This is a genomic window from Pseudomonas sp. PS01303, assembly GCF_029959385.1.
GTDB lineage: Bacteria > Pseudomonadota > Gammaproteobacteria > Pseudomonadales > Pseudomonadaceae > Aquipseudomonas > Aquipseudomonas rustica.
Window position 1 is genome coordinate 1 of the sequence record NZ_JASCPK010000079.1, and the last position, 16470, is coordinate 16470.

Below are 16470 nucleotides of genomic sequence, written 5' to 3' on the forward strand. Positions count from 1 at the left end.
TCCCTATGGGTGCTATATTTTTATTTTGCTCTAAAAAATAAAGAACAAAAGATCGCAGCCTTCGGCAGCTCCTACATGGGGTGAGTGTCAGAGTCCTTCGGTGAGCACCCGATCCAGCATGTCGACAAAGAAATCCACACTCTGGCGCGACGTCACCATCGGTGGTTTGATCTTGAGAATATTCAGATCATCCCCGGTCGGCTGCATGAAAATCCCCAACTCACGCAGACGATCACACAGCAGCGCGGTCTCTTCGGTCGCCGCTTCCAGCGTCTCGCGGTTACGGATGAGCTCAAGCCCCAGATAGAACCCGGAACCGTGCACCGCGCCCACCAGCGGATGTTTATCGATCAACGCTTCAAGCCGTGCCTTGAAGTGGCCACCGACCACCTGCGCGTTTTCCCAAAGCTTTTCTTCTTCCATCACATCCAGCACCGCCATGCCGATCTGGCAACTGACCGGACTGCCGCCCGCCGACGAGAAGAAATAACCTTCGGCCTCCAGCGCCTCGGCAATCTCCCGGCGAGTAATCACCGCACCGAGTGGCTGGCCGTTGCCCATGCCTTTGGCCATGGTGATGATGTCCGGCACCACGCCCTGCTCTTCAACGCCCCAGAAAAATTTACCCATACGCCCATAACCGACCTGCACTTCGTCGGCGATGCACACCCCGCCCTGCGCGCGCACCAAGGCATAAACCTGTTTCAGATAACCCGGTGGCAGCGAGATGCCGCCAGCATTGCCGTACACCGGTTCGCAGATAAACCCGGCCAATTGGCGCTTCTGCTCGGCGAGTTTTTCCAGGTGATGCTCAACGCTGCGCACGTAATCCGGTGCCGAATCGACGCCACGGAACTCACCGCGATACATATTGGGCGCAGGCACCGGGTGCACCCAGTCCGGGCGGCTTTCCAGGGCTTTCGGGTTATCGGCAATCGACGTCGACACCGCATCGGCGCCGACCGTCCAGCCGTGATAAGCCTCCAGCACGCTGATCATGTCGCGACCGCCGCTGTAGGCCCATGCCAGACGGATCGCCAGGTCATTGGCCTCACTGCCGCTGTTGACCAGGAATACCCGATCCATGCCTTCCGGTGCCAGCTTCAACAAGCGCTCGGAAAACTCGGCGACTGCCGCATAGTTGAAACGCGAGTTGGTGTTGAGCAGTGACCACTGACGCGCAGCCACAGCGGCCATGCGCGGATGACCGTGACCGAGCACCGCGACGTTGTTGAGCATGTCCAGATAGGAGCGGCCCTGCATGTCGATCAGGTGATTGCGCCAGCCACGTTCGATGCGCGGCGGGTCGACGTAATAATGTTTTTGCGTGCGGGCGAAACTGGCATCGCGGCGTTCAAGCAGGGTTTTGCCATCCAGCTCCGGCTCGGCATCGCAGGCCAGCCCCAACAGCGCGGCTGGCGACGGACACAATGCCTGCCAAGCCGCCGCGTGGGTTGGCGTGCAGAACAGCGGCGCTTCCAGCTGCGCACCACGGCATAGCTGAACCAACAGCGGGCCGCTGACCGAGCCCAACACCTGACCTTTAACCAGCGCCGCGCCGCTGTGCAGCGAAGGTGCCACGCCCCACAGACGTACGCTGAGTTGCGGGCCATCGAGGCGCAACGCGCCATCCGCCGCTTGATGTAGCACGCCGGCAAACGGTGCTTCGACGGCAGTGCCGTTGGGCACGCGCAATTCGACGTGCAGCGGGAACGTGTCCGGTTCATCGGCGCTGTCAGGGCACGTGCGCGACAAACGGTACTGACCATAACGGCTCGCCGCCAGACCATGCGCCGCAGCGGCTTCGGTCAGCAGGCGCTGATCGATACCTTCCTGCTCCCAGTTGCCCGCCTCGAAATGCGCGCTCAAGACGCCAAGATCGATCAAGGCAAATTCGCGCCCGACCAGGCTCGGCAGCAACGGGGCAAAACCTTCGCTATTGATGGCCGGCAGGGAATGACCGACCGCCGTCAGAATCGCCGCCTCCATCAGCGCCAGCGGCACCGAGGTCGCCACGCGGAAAATTTCCCATTCGTGGGTGAGGTTGTCGCGGCTGTAGGTGTTGGCCGGATCAATACTGACCTGCTGCTCGCCACTCAGCACCAGCACCGCCGCCCGCGCCACAATCAATGGCCACAGTGCCTGCAACTCTTCGTGTTGCAATGGATTGACCGCGTGATAGGCCTGCACTGCCGGCAGAATCACAAACGGATCGCCGCCGGCGTGATGCAGCAATGCAGCGCAGGTCACCGACAAATCGGTAATACGCCAGGTGCGCACCAGATCGCCAAAATCGATGACGCCCTGCAATTGCCAATGGCGCTGCGCATCGCGCTGCCACACCGCGTTGTCGTCGGTGATATCCATGTGAATCGCTTGCACCGGCAGCTTCTCGAGCAGCGGCTGCAAGCGGCGCTCAGCCTGTTCGGCTGAGTCGGCGATCAATTCGCGCTGACGCTGATCCTTGATCACCGGCAGCAAATGGCTGATCAACGCGCTGGCGTGGCGCGCATCCCACTGCAACGTGCGCTCAAGGCCCGGATGATCAAAACCGGCCAGCGCCAGATCCATCTCACCGCAGAGCCGGCCAAACCCGGCCACGACTTCTTTGCCCAAATGGTCGAGATCGGTCAGCGGCTGGCCCTCGATATAATCGAGCAAGCGCACGTGCACCGATTCGCCAGCGGATTCCAAGGTCAACAAATCCTGACCATTGTTGGCGACGATAACGCTGGGCACCCTGACTGCGGAATGTTCGGCGAGGTACTTGAGGCCGGCGTGCTGGGCTTGCAACTCCACCAGCGAATAGTCGCCACGGCAGATTTTCAGTACAAAGCGGCCGCGCTCACTGTCGACCCGGAAGTTGAGATCCTGCTGGCTGCCCAAGGCTTTTAACCGGCCACTGATCCCGTAATGTTCCGCGAGCCATTGCAGGGCTTGCGCCTCAGAAACCTGAGGGCTGGGCAAACTGGCGCGGTGAAACAACGTGGCAAGTGGCATGCAAAAAACCCCTGAAATTTTATTAGGCGCCTATATCGCCATTGCTGCAGAGGATGCGCAACCCCTACCTGTTGTTACAGCGTTTCTCGGCAATTCCCACTGCAACACTCGCGCCCCTCGATACTTTGCGCAAGAATGTGGGCCATTCACATCTGCCTATGGAAGTCCTCATGAATGTCATCACCACCGATTTGCCCGGTGTTCTGATCATCGAACCCAAAGTTTTCGGTGACGAGCGCGGCTTCTTTTACGAGAGTTTCAACGCCAAGGCGTTCCAGGATGCGACCGGTCTGGACACTCAATTCGTGCAGGACAACCACTCGCGTTCGCAAAAAGGTGTACTGCGTGGTCTGCATTACCAACTGCAAAACACCCAAGGCAAATTGGTTCGCGTCACCGTCGGTGAAGTGCTGGACGTAGCCGTGGATATTCGTCGCAGTTCGCCGCATTTCGGCAAGTCTGTGGCGGTGCGTCTTTCTGCTGAAAATCATCGCCAACTGTGGGTACCGGAAGGTTTCGCCCATGGTTTCGTGGTGCTGAGCGAGTTCGCCGAATTCCTGTACAAAACCACCAACTACTATGACCCAACGTCCGAGCACAGCATTCGCTGGGATGATCCTGCTCTGGGCATCGACTGGCAGTTGGACGAAGCGCCGAAGCTGTCCGCCAAGGATCAGGCTGCCGCGTTGCTCAAGGACGCTGACGTCTTCGCCTGAGCCTAGGCATAATGCGCCTGTTCCCCACAGGCGCATTCGGCATGAAACCAACCCTTCCCCGCAGACCCCGCTGGCGCAGCCTTGCGTTGCTGGCGCTGTGTCTGGCGCCGCTGTTGTGGCCGCTGGAACATCTCGCCGAGCGGTATTACCGCAGCGAACTGGCCGGCCAGAATCGTCAGACCCTCGACCTCTACGTCGCCAACCTGCTGGGCACCCTGCACCGCTACGAAGTGTTGCCGCAGATCCTCGGTGATCTGCCCGCGCTGCGCTCTGTCCTCGGCGCGCCAGATGACAGTGTCACCCAAGGCAACGCCAATCGCCTGCTGAAAAATATCGCAGCGCAAACCGGCGCCGAGGTCATGTACCTGATGGACACCAGCGGGCAGACGCTGGCGGCCTCCAACTGGGATAAGCACGACAGTTTTGTCGGCCGTAATTTCTCCTTCCGTCCGTATTTCAGTGAAGCGATGGCCGGGCGTCTGGGGCGCTTTTTCGGGCTCGGCACCACGTCAGCCAAACGCGGTTACTTCTTCGCCGCCGCCGTGCGCAACGGCGAGAAAATCATCGGCGTATTGGTGATCAAGGTCGATCTCGATCACACCGAAAGTCTTTGGGGCAAAACTCCGGAACAGCTGCTGGTCACCGACCACAACGGCGTGGTCATTCTTACCTCGCGCCCGGAATGGCGTTTCCGCTCGACCCGCGAGTTGAGCGAAGCTGAACGCTCAGCCATCACCGCGATCCAGCCTTATCCAACCCGCGAACCTCGACCGCTGAACCTCAGCCCCACTGCCTGGCTGATCCAGACCCACGACATCGCCGAAACCGGCTGGAGTGTCAGCATCCTTGCCCCGCGCACGCTGATCGATCGCCCCGTGCGCACGGTCGTAGCCATCGGTGGCGCCACGTTGCTGGTGGTGATGTTGCTGCTCGGTTTGATGATGCAGCGTCGCCGTCATTATCTGGAACGCATCGCTTTCGAGGCCAAGGCGCGCCGCGAACTCGAAGGTCGTGTTGCCGAACGTACCAGCGACCTCGAAGGCCTCAACCGGCGCCTGAAACAGGAAGTGCTGGAACGCGAACAGGCGCAGCAGGAACTGGTGCGCGCGCAGGACGATCTGGTGCAGGCCGGCAAACTGTCGGCGCTGGGGACGATGTCGGCGAGCATCAGTCACGAACTCAATCAGCCGCTTGCCGCGATCCGCAGTTACGCAGAAAACGCCGAGGTGTTGCTCGATCATCAGCGCACCGACGACGCGCGCGGCAACCTCAAATTGATCAGCGAACTGACCGGGCGCATGGCCTCGATCATCGCCCACCTGCGCGCCTTCGCCCGCCGCGATCGTCATGCTCCGGAAAGCGTGGCCCTGCAACCGGCGCTGGACGATGCCTTGGCACTGCTGGCCAAACGTCGGCGCAGCATGGAAGTCGAGCTGATCCGCGATTTGCCCGCCGCCACGTTATGGGTCGAAGCCGGGGAAACTCGTCTGCGCCAAGTACTCGGCAATCTATTGGCCAACGCCCTCGACGCGCTCACCGAAAAAGGCCCGCCGCGCAAATTGTGGCTGAGTGCCGAATCCACCGCCGAGGGCGTCAATCTGTACATTCGCGACAACGGCCCGGGGTTCTGCATGGAAGCTCTCGGCCGCGCCAGCGAGCCGTTCTATACCACCAAGACCCGCACGCAGGGGCTAGGTCTGGGTTTGGCCATTTGCGAAACCCTGATGCGCGCCTTCGGCGGTGAACTGTCGTTCGCCAACCACAAGCAAGGCGGCGCCTTGATCACCCTGCGGCTGCGCGCCGGTGCACCCGGGGTCAGCCTGCAACCGTCCGAGGATCGAAGTGCATGACCATCGACAATCGCATTCAGGTGGTGTTGATCGACGACGATCCGCACCTGCGTCAGGCCCTCGGCCAGACTCTGGATCTGGCCGGCCTGAAAATCCTGCCGCTGTCCGAAGCCAAAGGCCTCGCCGCACAGCTTGAGCGTGACTGGCCCGGTGTGGTGGTCAGCGACATTCGCATGCCGGGCATGGACGGACTGGAACTGCTCAGCGAACTGCACGCGCAGGATCCTGAGCTGCCGGTGCTGTTGATCACCGGCCACGGCGATGTGCCGCTGGCGGTGCAAGCGATGCGCGCCGGCGCTTACGACTTTCTCGAAAAACCTTTCGCCAGCGATGCGCTGCTCGACAGCGTGCGCCGCGCGTTAGCCCTGCGCCGATTGGTGCTGGACAACCGCAGCCTGCGTCTGGCCCTCAGCGATCGCAATGAGTTGAGCGCGCGACTGGTCGGCCAATCGGCACCGATGCTGCGCCTGCGTGAGCAGATTGGCGCACTGGCGGCGACCAAGGCTGACGTGCTGATCCTCGGTGAAACCGGCGCCGGCAAAGAGGTCGTCGCCCGCGCGCTGCATGACTTGTCGAGCCGACGCAACGGGCCGTTTGTGGCGATCAACGCCGGCGCATTGGCCGAGTCCGTGGTCGAAAGCGAACTGTTCGGCCACGAACCGGGCGCCTTCACTGGCGCGCAAAAACGCCGGATCGGCAAGTTCGAATTCGCCAATGGTGGCACGCTGTTTCTCGATGAAATCGAAAGCATGAGCATGGACGTGCAGGTGAAATTGCTGCGCATGCTCCAGGAGCGTGTGGTCGAGCGACTCGGTGGCAATCAGTTGATCCCGCTGGACATCCGGGTTATCGCTGCGACCAAGGAAGACTTGCGTCAGGCGGCTGATCAGGGGCGTTTCCGCGCCGACTTGTACTACCGCCTCAACGTCGCACCGCTGCGCATTCCGCCGCTGCGCGAACGTGGCGAAGATGCGCTGATGCTGTTCCAGCATTACGCCGACGAAGCCAGTGCCCGCCACGGTTTGCCGCCGCATGAATTGCAACCGGCGCAACGCGCTTTGTTACTGCGCCACACCTGGCCTGGCAACGTGCGCGAATTGCAGAACGCCGCAGAACGCTTTGCCCTCGGTCTGGAACTGGCGCTGGATAACAGTGCTGTTGAAGGTGTCGACGGTGTGACTGTTGCAGTTGTCGAAGGCGGGCTAAGCGAACAAGTGGAACACTTCGAAAAATCGCTGATTGCCGCTGAACTGGCGCGCTCGCACAGCTCGGTGCGCAGCCTCGCCGAAGCACTGGGCGTTCCGCGCAAGACCCTGCACGACAAACTGCGCAAGCACGGTCTGAATTTTGGTGACAGCAGTCACGGGGATGAAAACGAATGAGCACAGACAGTCGTTATCTGGAGTCGGTGCTTCATCACGATATTCCGCTGACCCGCGACATGGGCCTGCGGGTGCTCGACTGGCGCGAGCAGCAATTGAGCCTGTATTTGCCGCTCGATCCCAACGTCAACCACAAGAGCACCATGTTCGGCGGCAGTCTCTACTGCGGCGCGGTGCTGGCAGGGTGGGGCTGGTTGCATTTACGTTTGAAAGAAGAAGGGATCACCGATGGGCACATCGTGATTCAGGAAGGGCAGATCAGTTATCCGCTGCCGGTGACGGGCGATGCCACGGCGATTTGCCCGGCGCCTGATGCGGTGGTGTGGAAAAGGTTTTTGGCGATGTATCAGCGGTATGGGCGGGCGCGGTTGGTGTTGCAGACGCGGATCGTCAATGTCGGGAGTGAAGTCGATGCGGTGACGTTTAGTGGGCAATACGTGTTGCACCGCTGACGATCAAAAGCCCCTCACCCTAACCCTCTCCCGGGGGGAGAGGGGACTGATTTTGGCTGTTCTCTCGATTTGCATCGACCTGAGATATCGAGTCGAACTCAGGTTTTGAACTGCATAAAGATCAGCTCCCTCTCCTGAAGGAAAGGGGACTGACCGAGGCGTTGTAGCGGAATCCGTCGACCTGAGATATCGAGTCGAACTCAGGTTTTGAACTGCATAAACATCAGCTCCCTCTCCTGGGGGGGAGGGCTGGGGTGAGGGGAACTCCGGATCAGCCCACTTACCCGCGCGCCAACTCCAACAACCTCGCCCGCCATGCAGCCTTCGCCGGCAGCGCCAAAAAAAACTCGTTCAACAGCGATTCCCGCGCCGGATAACAAAACGCCTCACCGCGTAAATCCAGTACCTCGCCCCCCGCCCCTTCCAGCACACCCTGCGCTGCCGCCGTGTCCCACTGCGAAGTCGGCGCCAGTCGCGGATAGCAATCGGCCGCCCCTTCCGCCAGCAGGCAAAACTTCAGCGAGCTGCCGATGTTCGCCAACTGCAGTTCACCGAGGCTGGCGCTCAGGCCCGCCAGCAAACGCTCCTGCTCAGGGCTGGAATGCCGACGGCTGGCGACAACCGTAAACGTCTCACCCGGCCCCGGCACATCCCGCACCTGTATCGAAACCGGTGTGCCGTCCTTGTCACAACGCCACGCGCCAAGCCCGGCACCACCGACGTAAAAGCGACCGTTGGTCGGCATCGACACCACGCCAAACACCACCCGACCGTTTTCGATCAACGCAATGTTGACGGTAAATTCTTCACTGCCGCTGATGAATTCTTTGGTGCCATCCAGCGGATCCACCAACCACCAGCGTGTCCATCCCGCACGTACGTTTTGGGGAATGTTCGCGTCTTCTTCGGACAGCACCGGAATACTCGGATCCAGCGCGGTCAGCCCCGCCAGAATCAAATGGTGCGCCGCCAGATCCGCAGCCGTCACCGGCGAATCATCAGATTTAGCCGTCACTTCAACGCCTGCGCGCCAGAACGGCAAAATCGCTTCGCCGGCCTGCAATGCCAGTGCAACCACCGGCGCCATCAACGGATGGGGAAAATTCATCGACATACCACTCACGATTGAAAGAACCCACGCTGCGTCAGCAAGTCACGGGTCAGATAAAGCGCCGCCAATGCGCGGCCTTCGGAGAATTGCGGATTTTGCGCCAGCGCCGCAAGATCACGCAGATTGACCTTGTCGACCCGCATCGGCTCGGGCTCGTCGCCCTCCAGCCGCTCTTCGTAGAGATCGGTGGCCAGCACCACCTGAATCTTCTGGCTCATGTAACCGGGCGACAGCGACAGCTCGGTCAGATGCTCCAGTTGCCGCGCGCCAAACCCGGCTTCTTCCTTGAGCTCACGTTCAGCCGCCGCCAGCACGTCTTCGCCCGGCTCGATCAAGCCTTTGGGCAGCGACAATTCGTACTCGTCAGTGCCGCCGCAGTATTCCTCGATCAGCACCGCGTGCTCGGCATCGAGCATTGCCACGATCATTACCGCGCCATAGCCGGCGCCCTTGCCGACCAGCCGCTCGTAGGTGCGCTCCACGCCATTGGAAAAACGCAGCTTGAGTTCTTCGACGCAAAACAGACGACTGGTGGCGACGATCTCGCGGGCGAGTACGGTAGGTTTCTGGCGCATGCAAAGCTCCTTGGCGTGAACGCGCTACTATAACGCGGCTTTCCCGATTGTTTACGTCGGATATCTTTCTACCGTTTCGAGACGTTGCCATGCCCTCTTTACCCTGGTCCGACATCGATACCGTCCTGCTGGACATGGACGGCACGCTGCTGGATCTGCACTTCGACAACCATTTCTGGCTGGAACACCTGCCCCAGCGCTACGCCGAACTGCACGGGGTCAGCCGCGCAATGGCCGAGATGGAATTGCAGCCGCTGTTCGAACGCCATGCTGGTCAGTTGCAGTGGTATTGCCTGGATTTCTGGAGCAGCGAACTGAAGCTGTCAGTGCGTGAGTTGAAACAGGAAACCGCGCACCTGATCGCTTTGCGTCCTGATGCGGATACTTTTCTGGAAGCAATAAAACGCGCCGGGAAACGGGTGATCATGATCACCAACGCCCACCGTGACTCACTGTCGCTGAAGCTGGAACGGATTGAACTGGCGCCGTACTTCGAGCGGCTGATCAGCTCGCATGATTACGGTTTCCCCAAGGAAAACCCGCAGTTCTGGGACGCGTTGCAGGCAGATATCGGTTTTGATCCGGCACGCAGTTTGTTCATCGACGACACCTTGCCGATTCTGCGCAGCGCGCGGGATTTTGGGGTGGCGCACTTGCTGGCAGTCAAACTACCCGACAGCCGCAAAGGCCCGAAAGACACGGCCGAATTCGCGGCAGTCGAAGACTACCGCGACCTCATCTCAGGCTTGTGACAAATCATTGTGGCGAGGGGATTTATCCCCGTTGGGTCGCGTAGCGGCCCCAAAATCTTTGCGACTGCTGCGCAGCCGAACGGGGATGAATCCCCTCGCCACAGGGGTTCCTGTTTACTCAGGAATACGCAGTGTCTGACCCGGATAGATTTTGTTCACATCCTTGAGCATCGGTTTGTTGGCATCGAAAATCTTTTGATACTTGTTGGCATCACCGTACACGCGCAGTGAAATCGCGCTGAGGGTGTCGCCCGATTTCACCACAACAAACTGCGCAGCCGTCACAACCGGGCCGCTCACGGTGATCTGATCATCAACACTGCCAACACCGGCAATGTTGCCAACGGCCAGCAGGATTTTCTCTTTCTCTTCCTGACTTGCCACTTCACCGGTTACGGTGACTTTGTCGCCGTCTACCGTTGCCTGCACATTCGGATTGCCCAGCCCGACCTTATTGATGTGATCCTTCAATTGCTCACTGGCATTGGCGTTACCGGGGGTCAGCAGATCCAGCAGCTTCTCACCCGCTTCTTTCACAAAGCTCAAAAGACTCATAGCGCACACTCCTTGATTTGGGTTCCAGATGCCCAAGCCTAGACCACGTCAGGCAAACCCGGTTCCGAGCCGACCAATGACTCTGTAACCGTATGCGTACGGAAAAGGCCCCTTGATCGACGCCATCTATCAATACATCGACAGTAGCGATTAGACGCGACAACTTGACGCGCCTAGTCTTAACGTTGATCAAACCGTCGGTGATGCCATGAACGCCAAGCGCCCAACTTGCGCGGCGCCTGCACTCGAAACGCCCGCGCCTGCCGCCAGCCAGACCTACAGCTACAGCGATCTTCCCCGCGAAGAGTCGGCGAGCACTGCGCTCGCTGAGGAAGTCGCGTTGGCGATCGCCTACAACGGCATCAGCCAAGCCGTGATGCTGGTGACGCCGACTGACCTGGAAGACTTCATCGTCGGCTTCAGCCTCGGCAGCGGCATCATCGAAGACGCGACCGACATCTATGACCTGCAACTGACCGGCGCCGGCTCGGCGCAATACGCGCAAGTGACCATTGCCAACCGCGCCTTTTGGAACCTCAAGCAGCAACGTCGGCAAATGGCTGGCACCAGTGGCTGCGGATTGTGTGGCGTCGAAGCGGTGGAACAGGCGTTGCCCGATCTGAAAGTGCTACCCGGCGCGCCGTTGCCACCGATTGAATGGCTTGATGGTTTGCGTCAGCGCATCAGTGCGTTTCAGCCTTTGGGTCAGTACTGCGGCGCGGTACACGCGGCAGTGTTCATGAACGCCAGCGGCGAACTGCTGCTCGGTCGCGAAGACATTGGCCGTCACAACGCCCTCGACAAACTGATCGGCGGACTGATCCGCCAGAAGATATCCACCGAAGGCGGACTGGCAATTGTCACTAGCCGTTGCAGCCTCGAATTGATCCAGAAAGTGTTGCGCGCCGGCATCCAGACCCTGGTCAGCCTGTCCGCGCCCACGGGCCTCGCCGTGCAATGGGCCCGTCGACACAACCTCAATCTCATCCACCTGCCGCAGAAAAGTGCGCCGCGGGTGTATAGCCCCGCGATGGAGAATCAAGCGTGAGCCAACATCATCAAGCCGACCAGAAACCCGTCCCGCGCTACAAGCCTTACAAAGGCGCAGCCGGCGGCTGGGGTGCCCTGATCAGTGTGGCTCAGGCCTGGTTGACCAGCGACAACGCCCTGAAAAACCTGCGCATGATGCTCAAGACCAACCAGAACGGCGGCTTCGACTGCCCGGGTTGCGCGTGGGGCGATTCCCCGGAAAGCGGCATGGTCAAGTTCTGCGAGAACGGCGCGAAAGCGGTGAACTGGGAAGCGACCAAGCGCCGCGTCGATGCCAAGTTCTTCGCCAAGCACAGCGTCACTTCGTTGCTGGAACAGAGCGACTACTGGCTCGAGTATCAGGGCCGTCTGACCGAACCGATGGTCTACGACGCCGAAACTGATCGCTACAAACCGATCAGTTGGGACAACGCCTACGCGCTGATTGCCAAACACCTGCAAAGTCTGTCGAGCCCGGATCTGGCCGAGTTTTACACCTCGGGCCGCGCCAGCAACGAAGCGGCTTATTTGTACCAGCTGTTCGTGCGCGCCTTCGGCACCAACAATTTCCCTGACTGCTCGAACATGTGCCACGAGGCCAGCGGCGTGGCGTTGGCGCAGAGTGTCGGCGTCGGCAAAGGCACCGTGACCTTCGATGATTTCGAACACGCCGATGCGATTTTCGTCTGGGGCCAGAACCCCGGCACCAACCACCCGCGCATGCTCGAACCGTTGCGTGAAGCGGTGAAACGCGGCGCGCAAGTGGTGTGCATCAACCCGTTGAAAGAGCGCGGTCTGGAACGCTTCCAGCACCCGCAACATCCGATCGAAATGCTCACCAACGGCGACAAGCCGACCAACACCGCCTACTTCCGTCCGGCGCTCGGCGGCGACATGGCGCTGTTGCGCGGCATGGCCAAATTCCTCCTGCAATGGGAACGCGATGCGCAGAAGGCTGGCGCGCCAGCGGTGTTCGACCACGATTTCCTCAATGAACACAGCACCAACGTGCTGGAGTATCTCGGGGTCGTCGACGACACACCGTGGGAACAAATCGTCGAGCAATCCGGCCTGACCCTCGTGGACATCGAGCAAGCCGCGCGCATGTACGCCAAAGGCAAAAACGTAATCATGTGCTGGGCGATGGGCATCACCCAGCATCGTCACTCGGTGCCGACCATTCAGGAAATCGCCAACCTGATGCTGCTTCGCGGCAACATCGGCAAACCGGGCGCCGGCCTGTGCCCGGTGCGCGGTCACAGTAATGTGCAGGGCGACCGGACGATGGGCATCAACGAGCGTCCGCCGGTGGCGTTCCTCGATTCGCTGGAGCGGCGCTTTCAGTTCAAGGTGCCGCGTCACAACGGCCATAACGTGGTCGAGGCGATTCATGCGATGGCCGAAGGTCGAGCAAAAGTCTTTATCGGTCTGGGCGGCAACTTCGCTCAAGCCACGCCGGACAGCCCGCGCACCTTCGAAGCGCTGAGCAATTGCGACCTGACCGTGCAGATCAGCACCAAGCTCAACCGCAGCCACTTGGCTCACGGTAAAGACGCGCTGATCCTGCCGTGCCTCGGTCGTACCGACATCGACATCCAGACTGAAGGCCCGCAAGCGGTCACCGTGGAAGACTCGTTCAGCATGGTTCACGCCTCCAACGGCCAGTTGCAGCCGCTGTCGAACCAAATGCGTTCCGAGCCGTCGATCATCGCCGGCATCGCCGCCGCTACGCTGGGCAGCAAACCGGTGGACTGGAATTGGCTGGTGGCCGATTACGCGCGCATTCGCGACCTGATCGCCGACACCATTCCGGGCTTCAAGGAATTCAACGAGAAGGTAAAAAACCCGGGCGGTTTCTACCTTGGCAACAGCGCTGGTGCGCGCAAATGGAACACGCCGTCGGGCCGCGCCAATTTCCGCGCGAACCTGCTGCCGAAAGATCTGGTGCACGAACGCACTCGTGCGACTGGACAACTGCCGGATCTGATCCTGCAATCGATGCGTTCCCACGATCAATACAACACGACGATTTATGGGCTCGATGACCGTTATCGCGGCGTGAAGGGCCAGCGCGATGTGGTGTTTGCCAACGAGGCGGACATCATTCGCCTGGGCTTCCGTCCGGGGCAGAAGGCTGACATCGTGTCGCTATGGGACGACGGTCGTGAGCGTCGGGTGAAAGGCTTTACCTTGCTGGCGTTTGATATTCCGGCGGGGCAGGCAGCGGCTTATTATCCGGAGGTGAATCCGTTGGTGCCGCTGGAGAGCACCGGGGATGGCAGCCATACGCCGACGTCGAAGTTCATCGCGATCCGGTTGGAAGCGGCGAGTGAGACTGGGTTGATTATGGCCAAGTCGGCTTAACACAAGATCAAAAGATCGCAGCCTTCGGCAGCTCCTACAGGGATCGGTGTAGGAGCTGCCGAAGGCTGCGATCTTTTCGTTTTTGCCTTTCGAACGCCCACAAAAAAGGCCGCTTTTTCACAAAAGCGGCCTGTCCGAAGTAATTAAAGACCGGCAAAAAACAGATAAGTTCCGTATACAAAACAGTAACTTGCGAAATTGTATACAAGTCGTGCTATTCGTCGGATTTCGATTGTCACGCTTGTTACACAGCCTCAGGATCGGCGCCGTCATCCCTTTGAGGCTCCTCTATGAAGTTCTCCCAGATTCTCTTGTTGTCACTTGGCCTGGTCAGTGGTTTTGCGTCGGCAGGCGGCACCACCGAAGCAGGTGTTGGCGGCGCATTGGGCGGGGTTCTTGGCTCGGTCGTCGGTCAGTCTTTAGGCGGCAATACAGGTTCCACCATTGGCGCAGCCTTGGGCGGCGCAGGTGGTAGCGCAGTCGGCGCCGACAAACGCAGCCGTGGCGAAGCAGCCATTGGCGGTGCGTTGGGCGCTGCTGGCGGTAACGTGGTCGGTCGCAGCCTCGGCGGCAGCACTGGCAGCCTGATCGGTTCGGCCGCAGGTGGCGGTGCTGGTGGTGCGTTGGGTAACTACATGGGCAACAAGAGCGATGACGATGATCGTCATTACGATCGCGGTCGTGATAACCGTCGCTACTACCGCGACGACCACCGTGGTCGGGGCCATGCCTATGGCCATCGCAAGCATCACAAGTATTATCGCCACCGCTGATTGCTGATTGGCGGCAGGTAGATCAAAAGATCGCAGCCTGCGGCAGCTCCTACAGGGATTAATGTAGGAACTGCCACAGACTGCGATCTTTTTGCTTTATCCCACCACTAGACGTTCCAGCGCCTGACGCAATTCGCCCGGAATCGGCACCGGCTGATTGCTCGCCCGATCCACGAACACATGCACGAAACGCCCGGCCGCACAGGCCTCGCTTTCGCCGACCTTGAACACCGCCAGTTCGTATTGCACCGAGCTGTTGCCCAATTTGCCAACCCGCAATCCGATCTCGATCAGATCCGGGAACGTGATCGACGCGAAGTAATCGCATGCCGAGCTGACCACGAAACCCACCACTTCCCCGTCATGGATATTCAGACCACCGACCTGGATCAGGTAAGTGTTCACGGCTGTGTCGAAGAAGCTGTAGTAGGTCACGTTGTTGACGTGACCGTAGACGTCGTTGTCGTGCCAGCGTGTGGTGATGGGCTGGAAGTGCGGGTAGTCGGTGCGTTGGGACATCGGGTTGGACATTGATCAACGATTCCTGAAGGTATTTGTTGCGAGTCTAATTTAAATCCGTGGCGCGGCCTTCGCGAGCAAGCCCGCACACACATTCGAAACGCATTCCAAATGTGGGAGCGAGCCTGCTCGCGAAAGCGTCACCCCAAGCACCCAATCACTCAGCGATCAGCAAACCCCTTCCCCTGCGCCGCCAACTCACCAATCAACCGCGCCGGTTTCCACTGATCGCCCTGCCGCGTCTCCAGCGCCAACAGCCGCTGATGAATATCCGCCAGCCCCTGCTGATCCGCCCACGCCATCGGCCCGCCCTTATCCGCCGGGAAGCCGTAGCCATTCAAATACACCAGATCAATGTCATGGGCAGACTCGGCAATACCTTCCTGGAGAATCTTCGCCCCTTCGTTGACCAATGCCAGCAGGGAGCGCTCGAGAATCTCCTCCGGGCCGATCTCACGGCGCTGAAAGCCCAATCCTTCGCTGACCTGCAACACCAGCGCATCGACCTCAGGATCATGCTCTGCCTGACGACTGCCCGGCTCGTAATGGTAATAACCGTTGCCAGATTTCTGCCCAAACCGGCCCATTTCGCACAGACGGTTATCCACCTGCACCTCTGGCGCATCCTGGCCCCTGCCGGCCAACTCACGCGCGCGCCATTCCAGATCGATGCCAACCACGTCGTACATGCGAAACGGCCCCATGGCGAAACCGAATCCTTGCAACGCCGCATCGACCTGCTGTGGATAAGCGCCTTCAAGCAACATCTTGCGCGCCTCGAGTACATACGGATGCAGCATGCGGTTGCCGATAAAACCATGGCAGTTGCCCGAGACCACGCTGACTTTGCCCATGCGCTTGCCCAAAGCCAGTGCGGCGTCCAGAGCTGCTGGTGAGGTCTGCGCGCCGCGAACGATTTCCAGCAGTTTCATGATGTGCGCCGGGCTGAAGAAATGCAGGCCCAGCACTTGTTCCGGACGTTTTGTCGCCGCCGCAATCGCATCAATATCCAGTGCCGATGTATTGCTCGCCAATAGCGCTTCAGGCTTCAGCAAGCCATCCAGCTCGCGGAAGATCTTCTGCTTCAGTTCAAGATTCTCGTACACCGCTTCGATCACCAGATCGACATTGCGAATCGCCGCGTAATTCGCCGCCGCACTGACCCGGGCGATACGCGCATCAGCCTCGGCCTGATCAATGCGCCCCTGCCGCACATTGTGTGCATAGGTGTCAGCAACGGTGGCGAGTGCCTGCTCAAGCATCTGTGGGTTGTTATCTACCCACTGCACTGTCACGCCGGCATTGGCCAGGCACATGACGATGCCCCGGCCCATGGTGCCCGCGCCGATCACGGCGGCCTGCTGAATATCGAAGGATGTCTGGCTCATATTG

At 60.0% G+C, this 16470-nt stretch carries 14 protein-coding genes; 8 read left to right on the top strand and 6 right to left on the bottom strand.

Annotated features, from left to right (window positions below; all coding sequences use genetic code 11):
• Positions 1-87: 87 nt before the first annotated feature.
• Positions 88-3000 carry an aminotransferase gene (locus QMX93_RS19610; protein WP_282357681.1) on the bottom strand — a complete coding sequence of 971 codons (2913 nt, stop codon included), beginning with the start codon at positions 2998-3000 and terminating at the stop codon, positions 88-90.
• A gap of 170 nt (positions 3001-3170) precedes the next feature.
• Between QMX93_RS19610 and rfbC the strand changes: the two genes are divergently transcribed.
• From rfbC to QMX93_RS19630, 4 genes are read left to right on the top strand one after another with little or no spacing between them, the layout of a single operon-like run.
• A complete protein-coding gene (gene rfbC, locus QMX93_RS19615; protein WP_282357682.1) occupies positions 3171-3716 on the top strand; it encodes a dTDP-4-dehydrorhamnose 3,5-epimerase in 546 nt (181 codons plus the stop codon).
• A 41-nt stretch (positions 3717-3757) separates the two neighbouring features.
• The gene (locus QMX93_RS19620) at positions 3758-5566 is read left to right on the top strand and encodes an ATP-binding protein (RefSeq protein ID WP_212549972.1); all 1809 of its coding nucleotides are present in this window, start codon (positions 3758-3760) and stop codon (positions 5564-5566) included.
• Positions 5563-6948, top strand: coding sequence for a sigma-54 dependent transcriptional regulator (locus QMX93_RS19625; RefSeq protein WP_212544770.1), 1386 nt, complete (start codon positions 5563-5565; stop codon positions 6946-6948). The genes QMX93_RS19620 and QMX93_RS19625 overlap by 4 nt, the downstream gene beginning before the upstream one ends.
• Positions 6945-7400, top strand: coding sequence for a YiiD C-terminal domain-containing protein (locus QMX93_RS19630; RefSeq protein WP_282357683.1), 456 nt, complete (start codon positions 6945-6947; stop codon positions 7398-7400). The genes QMX93_RS19625 and QMX93_RS19630 overlap by 4 nt, the downstream gene beginning before the upstream one ends.
• A 280-nt stretch (positions 7401-7680) precedes the next feature.
• Here the strand turns inward: QMX93_RS19630 and cysQ are convergent, their stop codons facing one another.
• Both cysQ and nudE read right to left on the bottom strand, forming a co-directional pair.
• Positions 7681-8508: a 3'(2'),5'-bisphosphate nucleotidase CysQ gene (cysQ, locus tag QMX93_RS19635; RefSeq protein WP_282357684.1), complete on the bottom strand. Its 828-nt coding sequence runs from the start codon at positions 8506-8508 to the stop codon at positions 7681-7683.
• 11 nt (positions 8509-8519) lie between these two features.
• The gene (gene nudE, locus QMX93_RS19640) at positions 8520-9086 is read right to left on the bottom strand and encodes an ADP compounds hydrolase NudE (RefSeq protein WP_282357685.1); all 567 of its coding nucleotides are present in this window, start codon (positions 9084-9086) and stop codon (positions 8520-8522) included.
• Between the two features lie 89 nt (positions 9087-9175).
• Between nudE and yrfG the strand changes: the two genes are divergently transcribed.
• On the top strand, positions 9176-9838 hold the full coding sequence (yrfG, locus tag QMX93_RS19645) for a GMP/IMP nucleotidase (protein WP_282357686.1): 663 nt from the start codon (positions 9176-9178) through the stop codon (positions 9836-9838).
• Positions 9839-9952: 114 nt separating this feature from the next.
• Here the strand turns inward: yrfG and lysM are convergent, their stop codons facing one another.
• Positions 9953-10393, bottom strand: coding sequence for a peptidoglycan-binding protein LysM (lysM, locus tag QMX93_RS19650; RefSeq protein WP_053116544.1), 441 nt, complete (start codon positions 10391-10393; stop codon positions 9953-9955).
• Between the two features lie 208 nt (positions 10394-10601).
• On the opposite strand from lysM, the gene fdhD reads away from it, so the two are divergent.
• The 3 genes from fdhD (at position 10602) to QMX93_RS19665 (ending at position 14559) form a co-directional block, all read left to right on the top strand.
• Positions 10602-11441, top strand: a complete 840-nt coding sequence (fdhD, locus tag QMX93_RS19655) for a formate dehydrogenase accessory sulfurtransferase FdhD (protein WP_212544766.1) — start codon at positions 10602-10604, stop codon at positions 11439-11441.
• Entirely contained in the window at positions 11438-13786 is a 2349-nt protein-coding gene (locus QMX93_RS19660; RefSeq protein ID WP_282357687.1) for an FdhF/YdeP family oxidoreductase, read from the top strand. The genes fdhD and QMX93_RS19660 overlap by 4 nt, the downstream gene beginning before the upstream one ends.
• A 290-nt stretch (positions 13787-14076) precedes the next feature.
• A complete protein-coding gene (locus QMX93_RS19665) occupies positions 14077-14559 on the top strand; it encodes a glycine zipper domain-containing protein (protein WP_053116541.1) in 483 nt (160 codons plus the stop codon).
• A 96-nt stretch (positions 14560-14655) separates the two neighbouring features.
• Here the strand turns inward: QMX93_RS19665 and QMX93_RS19670 are convergent, their stop codons facing one another.
• Entirely contained in the window at positions 14656-15090 is a 435-nt protein-coding gene (locus tag QMX93_RS19670) for a thioesterase family protein (RefSeq protein ID WP_282357688.1), read from the bottom strand.
• A 149-nt stretch (positions 15091-15239) separates the two neighbouring features.
• The gene (locus QMX93_RS19675) at positions 15240-16466 is read right to left on the bottom strand and encodes a 3-hydroxyacyl-CoA dehydrogenase (RefSeq protein WP_282357689.1); all 1227 of its coding nucleotides are present in this window, start codon (positions 16464-16466) and stop codon (positions 15240-15242) included.
• Between the last annotated feature and the right edge of the window lie 4 nt (positions 16467-16470).

What these genes read in the sequence shown, in the direction of transcription:
- yrfG (WP_282357686.1), top strand. Translation starts at nt 9,176, where the DNA reads ATGCCCTCTTTACCCTGGTCCGACATCGATACCGTCCTGCTGGACATG.
- QMX93_RS19630 (WP_282357683.1), top strand. Translation starts at nt 6,945, where the DNA reads ATGAGCACAGACAGTCGTTATCTGGAGTCGGTGCTTCATCACGATATT.
- QMX93_RS19670 (WP_282357688.1), bottom strand. Translation starts at nt 15,090, where the DNA reads ATGTCCAACCCGATGTCCCAACGCACCGACTACCCGCACTTCCAGCCC.
- QMX93_RS19665 (WP_053116541.1), top strand. Translation starts at nt 14,077, where the DNA reads ATGAAGTTCTCCCAGATTCTCTTGTTGTCACTTGGCCTGGTCAGTGGT.
- lysM (WP_053116544.1), bottom strand. Translation starts at nt 10,393, where the DNA reads ATGAGTCTTTTGAGCTTTGTGAAAGAAGCGGGTGAGAAGCTGCTGGAT.
- rfbC (WP_282357682.1), top strand. Translation starts at nt 3,171, where the DNA reads ATGAATGTCATCACCACCGATTTGCCCGGTGTTCTGATCATCGAACCC.
- fdhD (WP_212544766.1), top strand. Translation starts at nt 10,602, where the DNA reads ATGAACGCCAAGCGCCCAACTTGCGCGGCGCCTGCACTCGAAACGCCC.
- QMX93_RS19620 (WP_212549972.1), top strand. Translation starts at nt 3,758, where the DNA reads ATGAAACCAACCCTTCCCCGCAGACCCCGCTGGCGCAGCCTTGCGTTG.
- QMX93_RS19625 (WP_212544770.1), top strand. Translation starts at nt 5,563, where the DNA reads ATGACCATCGACAATCGCATTCAGGTGGTGTTGATCGACGACGATCCG.
- cysQ (WP_282357684.1), bottom strand. Translation starts at nt 8,508, where the DNA reads ATGAATTTTCCCCATCCGTTGATGGCGCCGGTGGTTGCACTGGCATTG.
- QMX93_RS19675 (WP_282357689.1), bottom strand. Translation starts at nt 16,466, where the DNA reads ATGAGCCAGACATCCTTCGATATTCAGCAGGCCGCCGTGATCGGCGCG.
- QMX93_RS19610 (WP_282357681.1), bottom strand. Translation starts at nt 3,000, where the DNA reads ATGCCACTTGCCACGTTGTTTCACCGCGCCAGTTTGCCCAGCCCTCAG.
- nudE (WP_282357685.1), bottom strand. Translation starts at nt 9,086, where the DNA reads ATGCGCCAGAAACCTACCGTACTCGCCCGCGAGATCGTCGCCACCAGT.